Genomic DNA, 14,659 nt, shown 5'->3' on the forward strand with positions numbered 1-14,659 from the left:
AACTCCTCGGAAGGCGTGCTGAACTCCTCATCACGGCCCCCGGACTCCTCAGCCGGCGTGCCGGACGCCCCGGGTGGGGCCGGTAACTCCGCGCCACGCGCCGCGCAACTCCCGTCGAGCGTCCGCGAACGCGCGGGGCAGCCAACCGGCCAAAGCGCCGAAGGGGTGGGGGTCTGGACCCCCCCTGTCCCCGCGCCGCGGCATCCCCTCCTCCACGTTCGATCCGCTCCCCGGCCTCCGCGTTCATTCCTCTTTCGCGCCCTTCACGTCCTTTGCCTTCCGGCTTGCAGGCCGCGCGGCAGGGGCCTGACCGGCCGCTCTCCGGGTTGGTTGATGGTCCGGCGGGGGTGCTCTATCCTCTGCGTCCCGCGGGCGGGGGTGGGCGATGTTCGCCCGTCGCCGCTCGATGGGGCCGCGGTGCGCCGGCGGCGAGAGCGAGCGTGCGCTGTCGGGACGGGGCCTTGGACGCGGTCATCAACCCCTACCTTCTGTACGTCGGGCTGGCTCTCGGGGGGCTGGGCGTCTGCATGGCGCTGCCGCGCCGGCGGATCAGCCCGCAGGTGCTCGGGGCGGTGCTGGCGGGGCTGGGCCTGGGCCTGGTGCTGCTGGGGCTGGGGCTGCGGTCGGAGCGGCTGCCGAACTACAACTTCTACATCTTCGCGGCGATCGCGCTGGGGGCCGCGCTGCGGGTCATCACCCACCCGAGGCCGGTCTACGCCGCGCTCTACTTCATCCTGACGATCCTGGCGTCGTGCGGGCTGTACCTGGTGCTGGCGGCGGAGTTCATGGCGTTCGCGCTGGTCATCATCTACGCGGGCGCGATCCTGATCACGTACCTGTTCGTCATCATGCTGGCGACCCAGGCCCCGAGCGAGGGCGAACTCGAGGCGCTGGCCGAGTATGACGCCGAGGCGCGCTCGCCCGCGGCGGCGACCGTGGCGAGCTTCGCGCTGCTGGCGGTGCTGACGACGATGCTCTTCAGCGGCGCGGACGGCCTGGAGCCGCGCGACGGCGCGGGGCTGGACGCGCCGATCGAGATGATGCCCCGGCGGGCGGAGCGGTCGCTGCGCGAGGCGGGGGCGATCGGGGCGGGGGACGAGGTGGTCGGGGTTGACGCGGCGGCGTGGACGGCCACGCTGCGCAGCGGCGAGGAGGTCGCGCTGCCGGAGTCGGCGCGGCTGACGAACGTCGAGCGGATCGGGCACGACCTGCTGGCCGAGCACCCCGGGTCCATCGAGATCGCGGGCGTGATCCTGCTCATGGCGATGCTCGGGGCGACGGTGCTCAGCCGGCGGCAGGTGGAGCTGGAGGACGAGGCCAAGCGCCGGCAGGCGGAGCGGCTGGCGGCGGCCGGGACGGTCTTCGCGGACCGAGAGGTGTCGCCGTGAGCGGGTCGTGGACGATCGCGCAGGCGTCGCTGCCCGCGCCGATGGACGGCGTGACGCTGGCGCACTACCTCGCGGTGTCGGCGGCCATGTTCGCCATCGGGCTGGTCGGGTTCCTCACGCGGCGGAACCTGATCATCATGTTCCTGTGCACGGAACTGATGTTCCAGGCGGCGGGGATCGCGCTGATCGCGTTCAGCCGCTTCCACCTGCACATGACCGGGCAGACGTTCGTGATCTTCGTGCTCACGGTGGCGGCGGCCGAGGCCGCGCTGGCGCTGGCGCTCGTGGTGCTGCTGTACCGGCGCAAGGACTCGCTGAGCGCGGACGAGTGGGCGGAGATGAAGGGGTAGGGCTCGAGGGTAGGAGGGGGCCTCAAAGGCCCCGCCCCAGTAGGGTGAGGAGCGTCGAGTGGTTGGCGCATGGGCGGAGATGACGGGCCTGGTCGGGGCCGCCGCGGCGGCGGGCGGCGATGGCGCGCCCGCGGCGGGGACGGTCGCCGGCCCGTGGTGGGTGGTGCTGATCCCGCTGCTGCCGATGGCGGGCGTCGTGCTGACGCTGGTGTGCGCGATCTTCGACGTGCGGACGAAGGCGCCGGCGTGGATGTCGGTCGGGTGCCTGGCGGCGTCGTTCGGGCTGGCGGCGCTGGCGTATCTCGAGCTGGCGGGCGGGCCGACGGCGGTGACGGTCGGGTTCCGCTGGATCGACGTGGCGTGGGGCGAGGGGCCGGGGCAGCGGCTGAGCGCGGACTTCGCGTTCGCGTTCGACGGGCTGACGTGCCTGTGGATGCTGTTCGTGACGGGGCTGGCGACGCTGATCGCGCTCTACGCGAGCGAGTACATGAGCCACGACGCGGGGGTCGGCTACTGCCGGTTCTTCGCGGCGTTCAACCTGTTCGTGTTCTCGATGGCGTGCCTCGTGATGGCGGACAACCTGCTGCTGCTCTTCCTGGGGTGGGAGGGCGTGGGGCTGTGCTCGTACCTGCTGATCGGGTACTTCTACAAGAAGCCGTCGGCGGTGGCGGCGGCGAAGAAGGCGTTCATCATGAACCGCATCGGCGACCTCGGGTTGCTGATGGGGATGCTGCTGACGTTCGTGCAGTTCGGGACGCTGAAGTACGCGGAGTTGTGGCCGCTGGTGGAGCCGTTCGTGGCGGCGGTGCGGGCGGGCCACGCGGACGAGGTTCCGTTCCTGGTGGGGCTGATCCCGGTGCTGTTCATGGTCGGGGCGTTCGGGAAGAGCGCGCAGCTGCCGCTCTACGTCTGGTTGCCGGACGCGATGGAGGGTCCGACGCCGGTGAGCGCGCTGATCCACGCGGCGACGATGGTGACGGCGGGCGTGTACCTGGTGGCGCGGACGTACCCGCTCTTCCTGGTGAGCGAGTGGGCGCTGCCGGTGGTGGCGTGGGTGGGCGCGCTGACCGCGCTGCTGGCCGCGACGATCGGGATGGCCCAGTTCGACATCAAGCGGATCATGGCGTACTCGACCGTGAGCCAGCTGGGGTACATGTTCTGCGGCATGGCGCTGCTGACGAGCGTGGGCGGGGCGTTCCACGTCTTCACGCACGCCTTCTTCAAGGCGACGCTCTTCCTGTGCTGCGGCGCGGTCATGCACGGGTTCGCGGGGCAGCTGGACCTGCGCCGGCTGAGCGGCGTGGGGCTGATGCCGGGGTGGCGGATCGTGGGGCTGGCGATGCTGGTCGGGTGCCTGAACCTCGCAGGGTTCCCCTTCACGGCGGGGTTCTTCAGCAAGGACATGATCCTGGCCGAGGCGTTCGTGACGGCCGGGCCGGGGTACCGGGCGATCGGGTGGATCCTGCTGCTGACGGCGGGGCTGACGGCGTACTACACCTTCCGCGTGTTCTTCCGGGTGTTCGTCGGGCCGGTGGAGTACGAGCCGGGGGACGAGCACCACGCCGACCATCACGACGGTCACGATGAGCACCATGGCCAGGGGGAGCCTGGGAGCGCGCACGCGGAGCACGGCAGCGGGTTCCATCCGCACGCGCCGGGGTGGGCGATCAATCTCGTGCTCGCGCTGCTGGCCGTCGGGTCGCTCGCGGCGGCGGGGGCGTACTTCGTGCACTCGGAGCAGCACGGGTGGGTGGGGAACCTGCTGCACGGCTCGCCCGCGGAGCCGACACACTCGGCGGCGTTCGTGGCTGCGCACGGGCAGGTCGAGGGGGACGCGGAGGCGCACGGTTCGTTCTTCGGGCTGGACCCGCACAAGGCGATGTACTTCGTGTCGTCGGCGATCGGGCTGGTCGGGATCGGCGTGGCGTTCGTGCTGCACTACGCCGGGCGCACGTCGTCGGCTCGGAGCCGGGCGGATGGGCTGTTGCCGAAGGTCGGGCCGGTGGCGAAGTGGGCGCAGGGCAAGTGGTACGTGGACGAGCTGTACGACGCGGTGATCGTCAAGCCGCTGTGGGTGCTCTCGCACATGCTGCACATGATCGACAAGCTTGTGGTGGACGGGCTGGTGAACGCGGCGGGCTGGCTGCCGCGGATGATCGGTCGGGCGGTGCGTCCGTCGCAGGGCGGCGTGCTGCACGGGTACGCGGTGCAGATGGCGGGGGGGATCGCGGTGGCGCTGCTGGTGGTGTGGCTGATGACGTTGTGAGGGGAAGGACGGAGTCGTTGATCGCATGATGCTCGCGCTGCTCATCATCCTGCCGCTGGCGTTCGCGCTGGTCGTGGTCGCGCGGCCCGCCGAGCACGCGCGCTCGATCGCGCTGGTGGGGACGCTGGTCGCGCTGGCGGCGTGCGTTGCGGCGATGCGGGCGTTCGACTGGTCGCACGCGGCGGACACGGGGCAACTGGGCGGGTCGGTGGCGTGGCTGCCCGCGCTGGGGCTGAACCTGTCCGTCGGAGTGGACTCGGTCGCCCTGCTGCTGATCGCGCTGACCGCGCTGCTCGGGCCGCTGTGCGTGCTGGGGTCGTGGACGGCGATCACGGAGCAGCGGCGGACGTTCTACGCGTGGCTGCTCGTCCTGCAGGCGGCGATGACGGGGGTGTTCGCTGCCCGCGACTTGGTGCTGTTCTATGTCTGCTTCGAGTTCACGCTGATCCCGATGTACGTGCTCATCAGCCTGTTCGGCTCGACGAACCGACGCGCGGCGGCGACCAAGTTCTTCCTGTACACCTTCACCGGCTCGCTGCTCACGCTCGCGGGGCTGCTGTACGTGGTGTGGTTCGTCGCCAGGCCGGAGCAGCACGGGGCGTGGACGTTCGACATCGGCGTGCTGACGGCGCACGCGCCGCGGATGAGCGGCGTGGCGCAGGGTTGGGTGCTGCTCGCGCTGCTGGCGGGGTTCGCGGTGAAGGTGCCGCTGTTCCCGGTGCATACCTGGCTGCCGCTGGCGCACACGGAGGCGCCGACAGCGGGCAGCGTGATCCTGGCGGGCGTGCTGCTGAAGCTGGGGACGTACGGCATCTACCGCTTCGCGCTGCCGATCGCGCCGGCGGCGGTGGTGGAGTACGCGCCGCTCATCGCCGGGCTGAGCGTGGTCGGGATCGTGTACGCGGGGCTGGTCTGCTGGGTGCAGACGGACGTGAAGAAGCTGGTCGCGTACTCGTCGGTGTCGCACCTGGGGTTCTGCGTGCTGGGGCTGGTCGCTCTGAACGGGGCGGGGCTGTCCGGTTCGGTGTTGTACATGCTGAACCACGGGCTGAGCACGGGCGCGCTGTTCCTGCTGGTGGGGATGATGTACGAGCGATACCACACGCGGTCGATGCGCGAGCTGGGCGGGCTGGCGGCGAAGATGCCGGTGTGGGCGACGTTCATGGTGTTCTTCGCGATGGCGTCGGTCGGCCTGCCGGGGCTGAACGGGTTCGTGAGCGAGTTCCTGTGCATCATGGGCGCGTTCCAGGCGGACGACGGTTGGGGGCGCTTCGGCGACCTGCCGGGCGCGACGCCGGGGCGGCTCGGGCCGTGGTTCGGACTCGCGGCCGGGACGGGCGTCATCATCGCGGCGATGTACCTGCTCTACATGGTCGGGCGGATGTGCTTCGGGCCGCTGATCGAGCCGGGCGGGCACGGGGGCGCGCACGGGCACGGCGACGAGGATGCGCACGAGGGCGGGCTGCCGAAGGACCTGACGGGGCGAGAGATCGGCGCGCTGCTGCCGCTGGCGGCGTTGTGCCTCGCGCTGGGCGTGTACCCGTCGCCGCTGCTGGATTCGATCCGTGAGCCGGTGAACGCGACGGTGGCGCACGTGCTGGGCAACGCGGACGGTGGCGGTGGTGCGCCGGTTCGGCCGGCCGCGCCCGGGACGGTCCACGCGGAGGGCGGGCGATGATGGAGAAGATCGCCATCCTGTGGCCCGAGATCGCGATGTTCGCGGGCACGTGCGTCGTGATGCTGGTCGGGCTTTCGCCCCGCGCCGAAGTCCGGCGGCAGACGGCGTTGCTCGCGGGCGTGACGCTGGCGGTCGCGGGGCTGCTGGCGGCGAACTCGCCGAGCGTGGGCGGGCCGCTGCCGGGGATGATGGGGTTCGTGAAGAGTCTGACGGCGGCGGTTGGGCTGATGCTGGTGCTGCTGCTGGCGGGGACGGTGGACCGGGCCGAGGAGAAGGCGATCGCGGAGGGACGAGCGGCGTTCAACCCGCTGCGCTCGACGCGGGGCGAGTTCTATTCCTTCTTCCTGTTCAGCCTGACGGGCGTGATGCTGTGCGCCTCGGCAGGCGACCTGATCTGGCTCTTCCTTGCGCTCGAACTGACGAGCCTGCCGACGTACGTCATGGTCGCGATGAGCGGCAAGGGTGTGCGGCTGGGCGATCGGGCGGGCGAGGCGGGCGTCAAGTACTTCTTCCTCGGGGCGATGGGGGCGGCGGTGTTCCTGTACGGGTTCGCGCTGCTCTACGGCGCGACGGGCACGACGCGGTTCGGCGAGATGGCGGCGTTCTTCGCGGGCGAGGGCGTCGGTCCGATGGCGACGGCGGGGCTGCTGCTCGCGCTGGTGGGCGTGTCGTTCAAGATCGCGGCGGTGCCGATGCACTTCTACACGGCGGACGTCTATCAGGGGGCCGCCGCGCCGGTGTCGGCGTTCCTGGCGTTCGCGCCGAAGACGGCGGGGTTCGTGTCGATCCTGCTCCTGGTGTCCGCGGTGGGCTGGCTGCCGACGGGCGGGCACGCGCCGGGGCTGCCGGGGTCGATCGACGCCGCGCTCTGGCTGATGGCCGCGCTGACGATGACGGTGGGGAATGTCCTGGCTCTGCTCCAGACGAGCGTGAAGCGGCTGCTGGCGTATTCGTCGATCGCGCACTCGGGGTACATGCTCGTGGGCGTGATCGCCGGGCCTGGCGACGGGTCGTTCACGCAGAACGGCGTGTCCGCGGTGCTGTTCTACCTGCTGGCGTACGGCGTGACGAACCTGGGGGCGTTCGCGGTGCTGGCGTGCCTGGAGCGGGACGCAGAGAGCGGGGAGATCGATTCGGCGGCGGACCTGAAGGGGCTGTGCCGCACGAGGCCCGTGCTCGGGTGGACGATGGCGATCTGCCTGCTGAGCCTGCTCGGGTTCCCGCCGCTGCTCGGGTTCTTCGCGAAGGTGCCGCTGTTCACGTCGCTGCTTGGAGCGGGTCGGTACTGGCTGCTGGTGATCCTCGCACTGAACTCGGCGATCGCGGCGTACTACTACCTCGGGCTGGTGCGGGTGGTGATGCTGGACGAGCCGAGCGCGGAGTCGCGCTCGGTGCGGTCGTCGCCCTTCGCGTCAAGGCCCGTGGCGGCGGTGGCGTCGGCGGCGGCGGTTGTCGCGCTGGCCGTGCTCGGCAACGGGCTGATGGTGGCAAGCCAGGCGGCGGGGAAGTACGAGCGGCCTGCGGTGGGCGAGGGTCACGCTGCAAGGGCGGAAGCCCACGGCTCGGAGTTGGTCTCCGAGTCGGCGCCGGGGCGGTAGATGACCCGTTCAGAGTTCGACGGCGGCCCAGGCGCCGTTGGCGCGAGCAAGGGCGTGGACGCGGATGGTCGTGCCCACGAGGGCGCGTGCGGCGTGCGGCGTCGGCGTGAGGAGATGGAGGGGGGGGGCATCGGCTGCGCGAAGCGACGGCTCGGCCGCGCTGAGCAGCCTGGCGTGGGTCCGCGCCCACGCGGCGGCTGCGGTGAGGTCCGCGGCCGCGGTGGGGCAGGCGTCGGGCGTGTCGGCGCGGGCGAGCAGGTGCAGGCGGCCCGCGGCGTCCGCGGCGAGCTCGACGCGCTGCGTGACGGGACAGCGGGCCGAGAGCGGGCGGAGTTCGGGGAGGAGGGAGGCGAGCGCGTCGGTTGGCGCGGGCGTCGGGGGGGGCGGTGGGACTGAAGGGGAAGGAGAGCGAGGAGCCGTCACGGAGTGGCGGGGTTCGTGGCTCGGTGTATGGACGATCGCGAGCAGTGACTCGGGGGATTGGTCGGTCTGGCCGCGGTAGAGGCTGACCGTGTGGGCGGGGACCATGCGGGGGACGGGCTGCGCGAGTTCAGGGGGGAGGCCGAGGAAGGTCGTGGCGGCCTGGCGGATCTTGCGACCCGCGGCTGCGGCGGCGTCAGGGTTCGCGCCCAGGACGACCACGCGGAGTGCGGGCGGGTCGTCTGCCACGCCGACGATCGTCTCGGCGAGCGACTTGAGGGTGCGGTAGCACGCAGCGACGGCGGCGTCGTCCGCGCCGGTCAGGAGCGTGAGCGTCGCGGGAGGGGCAGCCGCGAGCGATTCGGCGAGAGCGGGTTCGTTCGTTTCGTCAACTCGGATGAGCCATCGGCGTGCGATGGTCTTCGCGCGGTCGATCGCGTCGTTGAGGTTCGGGGATGGCACCCGCGGCGCATCGTCCGCGCCGACGATCTCAACGCTCACCGTGCCGGAGTTGAGGCGGAGGAGGGCGACCGGTTCGTTGATCTCGGAGGCGCGGTGGCGGGCGTACTGCAGCACCCACGGAGAGGCAAGGACGGGCAGGTGGCCGAGGATCAGGGCTTCGACGTCGGGAGTGGGGGCATCGCTTCGTGAGGGGGGAGGAGATGCGGGGGGGGGAGAAGTGCGGGGCCTGCAAGATCCCGCCTCCTGGGGAGCGGGAAGCATGGGTTCCGGGGCGAGTTCGCCGTCGCCGAGGAAGAGGTCGGCGAGCGAGTCGCAGGCGTGATCGGTTGGGGTGGTGATGAAGGGGATGGTGAGCGGGTCGAGCGAGGTTTCGTGTGATCCGTTGCGCGAGTCCATGGTTTCGGGCCTCGGTTCGTCTCAGCGGACGGCGGCGGGATCGGTGTGCGGCACGGCCGCGGGGCGGACATCGACGACGCTGTTCGGCTCGCCGAAGGCGTTGAGTTCCCACTCGCTGTTGTACGGATCAGTGATCCAGTGGCTATCGACAACGAGGCGGTAGAGCCGGCGGCCGGGCTGGAGGGGGATGCACGCCTCGTACACGCCGATCTGCTCGTTGCGGCGGAGGTGGTGCTCGTCGGGGGACCAGCGGTTGAAGTCGCCGGCGACCGCGACGGAGCGTCCGAGCGTGATCGGCTGGATGAAGAGCACGCCGGCGGGCGTCTGGCGGGCGCCGTACAGGCGGCGGAGGGCCTTGTCGCCGGGCGGTGCGTTGTCGAGGTCGCGGATGAGGTGCTCGCTCAGACCTCTCTCAGAGGCCCACGCGGCGAGGGCGGCCCTGCGCTGGCGGGAATGGGTGCGTTGTGCCAGATCAGCGGCGCGGGAGGGCACGGCGGAGCGAGCCATCGGCGAGGACACGGACGCCGGGACGGTCTGCTCTCGAGGTCCGAGGCAGACACCGGGGCCGATGACGCGCTGCGCGAGAGCGGAGGCCGCGTCGGCGTCGAGCGTGGTGACGACGCTGGGCATGACGGTCGCGTGCTGAGGCGGGGGAGGGTGGGGTGAGTCGTCGGGTTCGAGCGTGGGATCGTCGGCTTCGGTGGCAAGGCGGATCGGGCGGGCCTCACCGCCGCGGACGCCGGGGATGCCAGCCTGGGCGATGAGCGTCTCGGCGAGGGCGCGGTAATCGGCCGCCCCGCGGGATTCGCCCGCGTACTCGATGACCGGCTGGCCGAACGAGGCGGCTTCCTTCAGGGCCGGGTCGCGGCGGATGGTGCACGGGAGCACGCGGTCGCCGTAGCGTCGGTGGAGTTCGGCGAGGAGATCGCGGGCGAGCGGTGCATCGTCTTCGTGCAGTGTCGGGAGGAGCCAGGCGGGGATGCGCCGGCCGAGTCGGCGGCCGAGGGACTGGACGGTGCCGAGTTGCTTGGCCGCCCCTTGGAGGGAGAAGTAGCTCGTCTCGACGGGGATGAGGACGGCATCGGCGGCGGTGAGGGCGTTGAACGTCAGCAGGCCGATGGAGGGGGAGCAGTCGATGAGGCAGGCGTCGTAGTGCGGGGCGAGGCCGTCGAGCACCCAGGCGAGACGACGTTCCTTGTCGGCGCGGTCGGCAAGCCCGCCCCGCGGGGATTCGAGGCCCGCCAGACGCATCCGGCTGGGGATGAGGTCGAGGTTGCGATAGGGTCGCCAGATGAGGCGGGCCGGGTCCGTGCGGCGCGATGGCGCGGCGACGAGCGCGTCGGTGACGTCGAGATCGAAGCGGTGCTCGGGGACGGCGAGGCCGGCGGCACAGTGGGACTGCGGATCGACGTCGACGAGGAGCGTGCGGAGGTTGTGCGCCGAGGCGAGGACGGCCGCGAGGTTGATGGCGGTGGTCGTTTTGCCGCAGCCGCCCTTCTGATTGATGATCGCGATCGTCCGCACGGTGGGCCTCGCGGGCGGCGTTGGTGATCGCCCGGCTCGGCGAGCCGGGTACAAACCGGCAACGGCGACCGCGCGTGAGGTGCGCGGCGGTTGGAGTCTTCCGGGGGGTTATCGGGTCGGCCTGAAATTGCGCTTGAAGAAAGCGATCGCATCGGCGCAATCAGGTGGAGTCCGTGGGGCGGTCGGTGCGGACCGCGCCGATGCCGGCGAGCACGGCGTGCGCGGGCGGATCGTCAACGACGGTGGCGCGGCCTCGCTCGGTGGGGAGAACGAGGCGAAGGCGTCCGCCGTGGACTTTCTTGTCGCCGCCCATGAGCGAGGCGAGCGTCGAGTCGTCCGGCAATCCCGCCAGGCGCGTGGGCAGGCCGATGCGGCGAAGGATCGCCTCGGCTTCGTCGCCGAGGGATGGGTCGCACAGGGAAAGGCGTTCGGAGCACCGGCAGGCAGCGATCAGACCGACGGCGACGGCCTCGCCGTGCTGGAGCGGGGCGTTGGCAGGGTCGCCGTCGGGTGTGAGCCAGGGGAGCGTTTCGATCGCGTGCGCGAAGGTGTGGCCGAGGTTGAGCAGGGCGCGGCCCAGGCGGGCTTCCTCGCGCTCGTCGCCGGCGACGACGCGGGCCTTGATCTGCACGGACCGGCGGACGAGCTCGGTCACGGCGTCCGGGTCCAGGGCGAGGATGGCGTCGATGGACGCGGCGATCCAGTCGAGGCAGGCGGCGTCGCCGAAGTCGGCGGAGATGAGCGCGTGCTTCACGCACTCGGCGAGGCCGGCGCGGAGGTGGCGCTTCGGCAGCGTGGCGAGGGCGTCGATGTCGGCGAGGACGGCCAGGGGCTGGTGGAACGCGCCGGCCATGTTCTTGGCCAGGCCGCCCGCTTCGCCGAGGTCGAGATTCACGCCGGTCTTGCCGCCGACGGAGGCGTCGACCATGGCCAGGAGCGTGGTGGGGCACTGGAGGACGGGGACGCCGCGCCGGTAGCAGGCGGCGGCGAAGCCCGCGAGGTCGCCGACGATGCCCCCCCCGACGGCGACGACCGGCTCGCCGCGTTCGAGGCGGGCGCGGGCGAGGGCGACGAGGATGGTTTCGAGCGAGGCGAGGGACTTGGCGCGTTCGCTCGGCTCGACCTCGACGCGGACGGGTTCGACGCCCGCGGAGGCGAGGGCGCGCTCGGCGCGTGCGGCGTGGTCGGCCGCGCCGAGATCGACGACGAGGCCGGCGCGGAGGGGGAGCTCGCCGAGGGCGCGGCCGAGGGCGTCGGCGGCGGAGGCGAGGACGGCGGGCCCGATGAGCACGGGGTAGGCGCGGTTGCTGAGATCGACGCGGACGGTGACAGGCGGGGGCGGGGGAGGGGGGGGCATGGCGTCGGTCCGTCAGCGGGCCTTGCCGGGCTTCGGGGCGTCGGCGGGGCGTCGCCAGTCGAGGCGGGGGGCGTCGCCCCAGAGCATCTCGAGGTCGTAGTGGGCGCGGGTGTTCGGCTCGAAGACGTGGACCACCACGTCCACGAAGTCGGCGAGGAGCCAGGTGCCGCCCTGGTCGGCGTTCGTGCGAAAGGCCGTGTGCCCGGTGGAGTCGCCGAGGTCCTTGACGTGGTCGAGGACGGCCCGCATCTGGCGGTCGGAGGTGCCCGAGGCGATGACGAGGTAGTCGGTGATCTGGCTGAGGCCGCGCACGTCGAGGAGGAGGACGTCGTCGCACTTGTCGTCGTGGGCGAGCCGCGCGACGCCGATGGCAAAGGCGCGCGTGGCCTCGCCGGCCTGGGCATCGTGGGCGTCGGGATCGGCGGCCCGGGGCGGCGCGGGTCGTGTCATCGGGCGAAGGGTAGGGCGGAGAGGAGCGTCGTGGAACGGAGAGTCGGCGGCGGGAGGGATGAGCGGTTCCGAACCCGTCACGGTCCGCGCCTTTCGGGAAGACCGGTCAGGTCGTCCGTCGGCGGGCGCCAAGCCATGCCGACGCGAGCGCGAAGATTGCCAGCGAGGCTGGTGCGGGGATGGGGATGTGGGCGATCCAGGCTTCCTGGTGGCTCGGCGGGTTCTGGTTCCAGCCCGTGCCTGTGATGATGAGCGTGTCGCCGACGACTGTGACGCCCGAGGCGAACTTGAGATTCCAGCCGGAGTTGAGCGTGTCGATGCCGAAGTCGAGGAGGACTTCACGCACGGGTGATGATCCAGCGCACGGTCACTGAAGCGTTCGGATCGCTCGGTCGGATATCAGTGGTCGGAAAAGTGAATGGGTTTCCAATCAAGACCTCCATCTTCCCGAACGGCGATGGTACGCACCACATGATGTTCAACAAGGCGATGCAGAAAGGCGCCGACGCGACGGTGGGTGATATGGTTGAAATGGAGCTTGAACTGGCTCCAGGAAAAAGACCTGCTGCCGTCCAACACGTCGCTCGACCCGATCGCGCTTCGTGCTCTGTTCGCGCTTTCCTTAGCGCTCCGGGTCCGATCCTGTTGCCCGCACCTCCACACCCCCTTCGGCGACCCGGTCGTCCCGTGCCCTCCGGCCGCCCCGGCACGTCCGACGCGGTTCTCGCGGGCAAAAAGCCCCATTTCGGGCTTTGGAAGGCGGCGCATGAACTCCTCAAGAGCCGTCATGAACTCCTCATCACGGCCCTTGGACTCCTCGGATGGCGTGTCGGACGACCCACCTTCGCCCGGTAACTCCTGCCGTTGGAGGGGCAGATTCCGCCGACCGGCCGGTAACCCGGCCACGCCCGACGGGCGACTCCCGCCGATCCCTTCCGCCTCCCCTCCGCGGCCTCCGCGTTCCGCCTTGCCGCTCGCGGGGCGGCGTGGCGCCCGAGGCGGCGCGGCCTGCGCGGTGCGCGTCAGTCCCGGCCCGGCGCTTCGGGGCGAGCCTTGAACGCCCATGCGCCCGCGCGGCCCGCGCCGAGGGCCGCGGCTTGGACGGCGCGTTCGAGGTCGGGGAGGTCGCGCAGCAGGGCGAGCAGGGCGGGTTCGTCGAGGGGGGCAGGACGGCCGGGTTCGTCGTCGTCGCGGGCGGTGCGCTCCACGGTGGGCGCGACGAGCAGGAGCCAGCCGCCGGGGGCGACGACGCGCCAGAGTTCGGCGGCGTCGGCGGCGTGGTCCGCGCCCGCCCGCAGCGCGCCGACCGCGACGACGGCGTCGAACGCGCCGTCCAGCTCGCCGTGCAGCGAGGCGTGGTCGTCGAGTTCGAAGGCGATGACGGGGGCGGGGTAGCGGCGGCGGGCGTAGCGGATCGACTCGCCGTCGGTCTCGAGCGCGACGACCGCGCCCGACGGGCCTACGGCCTCGGCGAGCAGGGCCGCCCCGCACCCGGTGCCGCAGCGGGCGTCGAGGATGCGCATCCCCGGCCGGATGCGCGTGGCGGCGACGCGGTAGGGGATGAGGGGCCAGTCGCCGACGAGGTCGGCGTACTGGCGGCGGGGCGTGCAGCGGATGCGGGCGCGGTCGCCGTCGGGGAACCGGACGTCGTACTCGCGCACGCGGGCGCGGCCGATCCGGAGCGCGCCCGGGCGGAAGCGCTCCACGTAGCGCACGCCGTCGATGACGACGCCGGGGCGGCGGGGGAGCAGGCGGGCGAGCGCGGCGAGCAGGCCCGGGCGGGGGTCGCGGGCGCCGGCGGCTTGGGAGTCGGGGGGGGGCATCAGGGGGGAGGGCCGGGTGCGAATGGAGCGCGGGCGGCCGTGGCGGGCGCGCCCGCGGGGGGAGCGGTCGCCGCGCCCAGGGTTTCGGCGGCATAATCCGAGGAATCGCCCTCGTCGTCGACGCCGATCGGCACCCACGGCGTGGCATACTCGGGTGAGGCGATCGTGAGCGCGTACGGGGCGCGGCCGTGGTGCCGGGCGGCGATCTCGGGGCGGTTGCAGTCGCGGGAGAGGTGCAGCAGGACGACGTGGCGCACGGGGGCGATGCGGGCGACGGCCTCGGCGCACTGCTCGTTGCTCAGGTGCCCGGACCCGCCCATGATGCGCTGCTTGAGCCACCACGGGCGGTCGGAGGCGGCCTGCATCCGCGGGCAGTAGTTGCTCTCGATGGCGAGCACGCCCACCCCGGCGAGGTGCTCGACGAGGCCGGGCGAGACGCGGCCGACGTCGGTGGCCCAGCCGAGCGAGCCGCCGCCGGGGAGGTCGAAGCGAAGCGTGGCGACGCCGAGGGCGTCGTGCGCCAGCAGCGCGGGGTGCGCGGCGACACCGCCGGGAAGGTCGGGCGCGCCGTCGAGCGGCTCGGCTCGGCGCGGCAGCACGCCCCGGCGCACGCCGTGCTCGACGTGGCGGCGGTGCGCAAGGATGCGCGTCCGCGCCGGCAGCCACCGCGACCAGCCCGCGTTCCAGTGATCGACGTCGAGGTGGGTGAGGATCACCGCGGCGGCATCGTCGAGCGAGAGGCCGAGGCGGGAAAGCTCGGCGCGGGTGCGGCGCTGGCCCAATCCCATGTCGAGGAGAAGGAAGGAGGGAGAAGGCCGGAGCGCAGAAGAGAGCCCCGGGAGCGTGAGGACGGAGCAGTTGCCGGAGGAACTGCTGGCGAGGACGCAGAGGGCGGGGCCGGCGGGCCGAGCGGGGGTGCGTGGGATGAGGCTGCCCGGCATGAGAGC

General features: G+C 72.0%; 13 protein-coding genes. 6 read left to right on the plus strand and 7 right to left on the minus strand.

All coding sequences use genetic code 11. From position 1 onward, the window contains the following. Window positions 1-461 precede the first annotated feature (461 nt). From FBT69_00005 to FBT69_00025, 5 genes are read left to right on the plus strand one after another with little or no spacing between them, the layout of a single operon-like run. Window positions 462-1,388, plus strand: a complete 927-nt coding sequence (locus FBT69_00005; GenBank protein ID MDL1903189.1) for a hypothetical protein — start codon at window positions 462-464, stop codon at window positions 1,386-1,388. A gap of 41 nt (window positions 1,389-1,429) precedes the next feature. Further along, window positions 1,430-1,738, plus strand: coding sequence for an NADH-quinone oxidoreductase subunit NuoK (gene nuoK / locus FBT69_00010; protein ID MDL1903190.1), 309 nt, complete (start codon window positions 1,430-1,432; stop codon window positions 1,736-1,738). A 58-nt stretch (window positions 1,739-1,796) separates the two neighbouring features. After that, window positions 1,797-4,004, plus strand: a complete 2,208-nt coding sequence (gene nuoL / locus FBT69_00015; protein ID MDL1903191.1) for an NADH-quinone oxidoreductase subunit L — start codon at window positions 1,797-1,799, stop codon at window positions 4,002-4,004. 25 nt (window positions 4,005-4,029) lie between these two features. Next, a complete protein-coding gene (locus tag FBT69_00020) occupies window positions 4,030-5,682 on the plus strand; it encodes an NADH-quinone oxidoreductase subunit M (protein ID MDL1903192.1) in 1,653 nt (550 codons plus the stop codon). After that, complete coding sequence (locus tag FBT69_00025) at window positions 5,679-7,280, plus strand: NADH-quinone oxidoreductase subunit N (GenBank protein MDL1903193.1); 1,602 nt, start codon at window positions 5,679-5,681, stop codon at window positions 7,278-7,280. The genes FBT69_00020 and FBT69_00025 overlap by 4 nt, the downstream gene beginning before the upstream one ends. A gap of 9 nt (window positions 7,281-7,289) precedes the next feature. Here FBT69_00025 and FBT69_00030 read toward each other — a convergent pair whose 3' ends face one another. The 5 genes from FBT69_00030 to FBT69_00050 form a co-directional block, all read right to left on the minus strand. Beyond that, the gene (locus tag FBT69_00030) at window positions 7,290-7,949 is read right to left on the minus strand and encodes a hypothetical protein (GenBank protein MDL1903194.1); all 660 of its coding nucleotides are present in this window, start codon (window positions 7,947-7,949) and stop codon (window positions 7,290-7,292) included. A 630-nt stretch (window positions 7,950-8,579) separates the two neighbouring features. Next, window positions 8,580-10,136 carry a hypothetical protein gene (locus FBT69_00035; protein ID MDL1903195.1) on the minus strand — a complete coding sequence of 519 codons (1,557 nt, stop codon included), beginning with the start codon at window positions 10,134-10,136 and terminating at the stop codon, window positions 8,580-8,582. Window positions 10,137-10,242: 106 nt separating this feature from the next. Further along, window positions 10,243-11,439, minus strand: coding sequence for a 3-dehydroquinate synthase (locus FBT69_00040; protein MDL1903196.1), 1,197 nt, complete (start codon window positions 11,437-11,439; stop codon window positions 10,243-10,245). Between the two features lie 12 nt (window positions 11,440-11,451). After that, window positions 11,452-11,889: a ribosome silencing factor gene (gene rsfS / locus FBT69_00045; protein MDL1903197.1), complete on the minus strand. Its 438-nt coding sequence runs from the start codon at window positions 11,887-11,889 to the stop codon at window positions 11,452-11,454. Window positions 11,890-11,995: 106 nt separating this feature from the next. Beyond that, window positions 11,996-12,235 (minus strand): PEP-CTERM sorting domain-containing protein, encoded by a 240-nt coding sequence (locus tag FBT69_00050; GenBank protein MDL1903198.1) that lies wholly within the window; start codon window positions 12,233-12,235, stop codon window positions 11,996-11,998. A 5-nt stretch (window positions 12,236-12,240) separates the two neighbouring features. Between FBT69_00050 and FBT69_00055 the strand changes: the two genes are divergently transcribed. Beyond that, complete coding sequence (locus FBT69_00055; GenBank protein ID MDL1903199.1) at window positions 12,241-12,744, plus strand: DUF1905 domain-containing protein; 504 nt, start codon at window positions 12,241-12,243, stop codon at window positions 12,742-12,744. Between the two features lie 167 nt (window positions 12,745-12,911). On the opposite strand, the gene FBT69_00060 is transcribed toward FBT69_00055, so the two are convergent. Together FBT69_00060 and FBT69_00065 are read right to left on the minus strand one after the other, a co-directional pair. Next, entirely contained in the window at window positions 12,912-13,712 is an 801-nt protein-coding gene (locus FBT69_00060; protein MDL1903200.1) for a methyltransferase domain-containing protein, read from the minus strand. Then, window positions 13,712-14,653 (minus strand): MBL fold metallo-hydrolase, encoded by a 942-nt coding sequence (locus FBT69_00065; protein MDL1903201.1) that lies wholly within the window; start codon window positions 14,651-14,653, stop codon window positions 13,712-13,714. The genes FBT69_00060 and FBT69_00065 overlap by 1 nt, the downstream gene beginning before the upstream one ends. Window positions 14,654-14,659: the final 6 nt, after the last annotated feature.

The sequence above is a fragment of the Synechococcales cyanobacterium CNB genome (assembly GCA_030263455.1).
Lineage (GTDB): Bacteria > Planctomycetota > Phycisphaerae > Phycisphaerales > UBA1924 > CAADGN01.